The sequence below is a fragment of the Salegentibacter sp. genome (assembly GCF_041642575.1).
In the GTDB taxonomy this organism is placed as follows: Bacteria; Bacteroidota; Bacteroidia; order Flavobacteriales; family Flavobacteriaceae; genus Salegentibacter.
Map to the genome: position 1 here is coordinate 12218 of NZ_JBEPWD010000006.1, position 2745 is coordinate 14962.

Sequence of the window (2745 nt, forward strand, 5' to 3'; positions counted from 1 at the left end):
TGGGTTCTTCTTTTTGGCAGGACATAAACAGGCTGGTAACGAATAGGATACTTAGGAGTTTTTTCATTGTTAGTTTTTATTGAATTATATTAATGAGGCTAATATTTGAGAATAAAACGTATGTCTTTACTTGTTTTATCTATGCTGACGATATGATAAGGCTGCATCACCATAGTGGTTGGATTGCCGTTTTCAGGCTTTTTTACAATAGCATTTACTTGAGTATCTGATTCTAAAATTTTGGGGATTTCGATGCTGTGTCCACCGTTTGCTCTGAATTTGTCTAGTACTACCAGCAGAATCTCTTCTGAAAAATTAAATTCTTTACGGCTAAAATATTGAGCTTGGTCATTAATTGATTCCATTTGGGTGAGTAATTCTTCCCAACTTTCCCGGTCGCGTATTACCAATTGTTGTTCCCTTAATTCTTCCCCTGTTGAAAGATAATGCTGGGCTATACTTTCAAACTGAATTTCATCTCCATCAGGAATATCATCTTCACTACAGGAAGTGAAAATTAAGAATGATAATATTATTAGAAAGCTTTTGGAAAGACTCTTTTCGACAGATTTCATATTAAATAGATGGACGAATCAATAAATGGTTGCGTGGGCATTTAAAAATTACACAAAAAAAGAGGAAAACAATCCTGTAAAAAACTCACAGATTGTTTTCCTCTCTTAAATATTAGACCGATTTGAAATTTCCCGGAATTTCTTTTAATTGTCGGTTTTCACCTTTTTCGTTACTTCCCCGTCGTCATCGGTTTTGATCTTGATCTTTTTATCATCGGTTTTCACCTTTACTTTATCATCTTTCACTTTCACCTTGGCATCTTCCTCTTCCATAAGTTCTTCAATTTCAGATTTCTCTTCTTCTTGTTCGCGACAAGAAACCAGAGTAAGAGTAAGAGCCATAAATAATAGGCCGGTTTTAAACAGGTGTTTCATAATTTTATTGTTTTTAATTAGATGGTCAAAAGTAAGCAAATAGGAGAGAGCAGGGGGTAACTTTAACCTTCCTTAAAAAACCTGGTTTACTGCTCCTTTTTCTTAAGTTCTGCTTTTTGTGTAAATTCCACGATCTCGATCTTAGGATCACCATAAACCTCAATTTCAGCGCGATCTTTAGCGATGAGTTTTAGGTTGCCTAGTACCTGAACTTCATTTTTCGACCTACCTTCGGCGGTTATTACAGCATTTTCTGTTGTGAGTTTACTCCCTTTGAATTTGGTGCGATGCTCGCTACGAAGTTCAAATTCTTTGGTTTCTCCCTCTATTTTAGCTGAAGCCTTTTCATAAAGATCTGTTTTTAGGATAGGAGAATAAACCAGGACCTTGAGATCACTGGAACTATTTAGCTGAAAATAAGCATTACTTGCAGTAAGGTTAAGTTCGGTTTTAGTTTTGTCGTTCATATAAAGCTGAAAATCCCTCGCTGTTAGTGTTAACCAGGCTTTAGCCTTTCCGTTTATGCGTAATTCTACATCCTGCAAATACAGATCTTCATCAGAATATAATTCTACGTTATCTGTAATTAAAATTCGCTCCAGAATATCGGGAAAAGTGAGTATTATTTCAAGAGACTTGCTGCTTTTTATAGGTTTTCTGCTTTTTATAAACAGGGTATTATCTACGATATCTGTCTGGATGAGGCTGTGTAGGTTATCATCGGCTTCAACTTCCATACGGGCGCGGTTTCCTTTTTTGATACCTACCTCAAAATCTCCCTGAATTTCTACAGAGGTAAAATCTTTGAGATTAGTTCTTTCTGTAGTAACATCTCGACTGCCTTTTACTTTTTGTGAACCGCATGAATATGTTATGCTAAGAACTAGAAATAATAGTAGTAATTTTTTCATCTTTTTAAATTGAGGTGACTACAAATATAAGAAAAGCCTCCCGCTTGGGAGGCTACCTTAACATTTGTAAACATTTGAGTCGGCTTCGGGCTCAGGGCATTGGACCGAGATCTCAGTTTGATCGGTTGGGGGATCCGTCACTACTTCCTGCTGAAAGCCAAGAGCAGCTAACAGCATATTTATCAGAATATTTATCAGTGTAGTCATCGTTCCTGTTTTTTAATTATCAGGAGATAGTTATTGTTCCGTCTCCAATTTTTATAGTCTTTTTGTATTTAATGTTTCTGGCCTGGCCACTATCTTGCTCTCTTCGTGCATTAAAGTCGTCGTCTTCATCCCATTCGTCGCTGGTTTCTCTCAGGCTATCGGTACTGTCTTCCGGAAATCCATCATCGGTATCATCAAATTCAGGGCAATCCAGGCAGATCGTCCCGTCATTGCTTATTTCAACATAATGGCCTTCTTCCCCACGGTTAAGGATATCACCCCAGTGAAAAGAAGAGATATTCTCATCTGCAAATAACCTGGTTCCTTCGGGAAGGTGGAGGGTAAGCCTAACTTCCTGGTCACGGAATTTATTTTCTGAAGGTGTTGTGAAATAAGAATCCAATAGCAATTCATTTCCCATAAAACTTGTCCCATAATCAATATTTCGGGCACGATCCCGGGCATCTGCATAATCCTTCCCTTCTGCAGAACGAACAACTTCCAGTCTGGCCACAGAATCTCTGGTGGATTTGATATTCAATCTAACATCTGAACTATACAGTACCTTATTATCATTTTCGTCATATTTTATCTTAAAATCGGTGCGACGATGCGCATAGGGGGAATAATCAGGGTTATTTCTCATTCTTAAGTATAAGGTGTCCTGCGGTGTTACA

At 37.6% G+C, this 2745-nt stretch carries 4 protein-coding genes and 1 pseudogene; all 5 read right to left on the reverse strand.

Features of this window, described 5'->3' with window-relative positions; all coding sequences use genetic code 11:
* Window positions 1-98: 98 nt before the first annotated feature.
* Window positions 99-575: a protease complex subunit PrcB family protein gene (locus ACESK1_RS02420; protein ID WP_372917557.1), complete on the reverse strand. Its 477-nt coding sequence runs from the start codon at window positions 573-575 to the stop codon at window positions 99-101.
* A 144-nt stretch (window positions 576-719) separates the two neighbouring features.
* Window positions 720-950: a hypothetical protein gene (locus tag ACESK1_RS02425; RefSeq protein ID WP_372917559.1), complete on the reverse strand. Its 231-nt coding sequence runs from the start codon at window positions 948-950 to the stop codon at window positions 720-722.
* 86 nt (window positions 951-1036) lie between these two features.
* Window positions 1037-1861 carry a GIN domain-containing protein gene (locus ACESK1_RS02430; RefSeq protein WP_372917561.1) on the reverse strand — a complete coding sequence of 275 codons (825 nt, stop codon included), beginning with the start codon at window positions 1859-1861 and terminating at the stop codon, window positions 1037-1039.
* Window positions 1862-1918: 57 nt separating this feature from the next.
* Window positions 1919-2068, reverse strand: a complete 150-nt coding sequence (locus tag ACESK1_RS02435; protein ID WP_372917563.1) for a hypothetical protein — start codon at window positions 2066-2068, stop codon at window positions 1919-1921.
* A gap of 19 nt (window positions 2069-2087) precedes the next feature.
* Window positions 2088-2745 (reverse strand): annotated as a pseudogene (locus tag ACESK1_RS02440) (hypothetical protein); the annotation flags it as partial.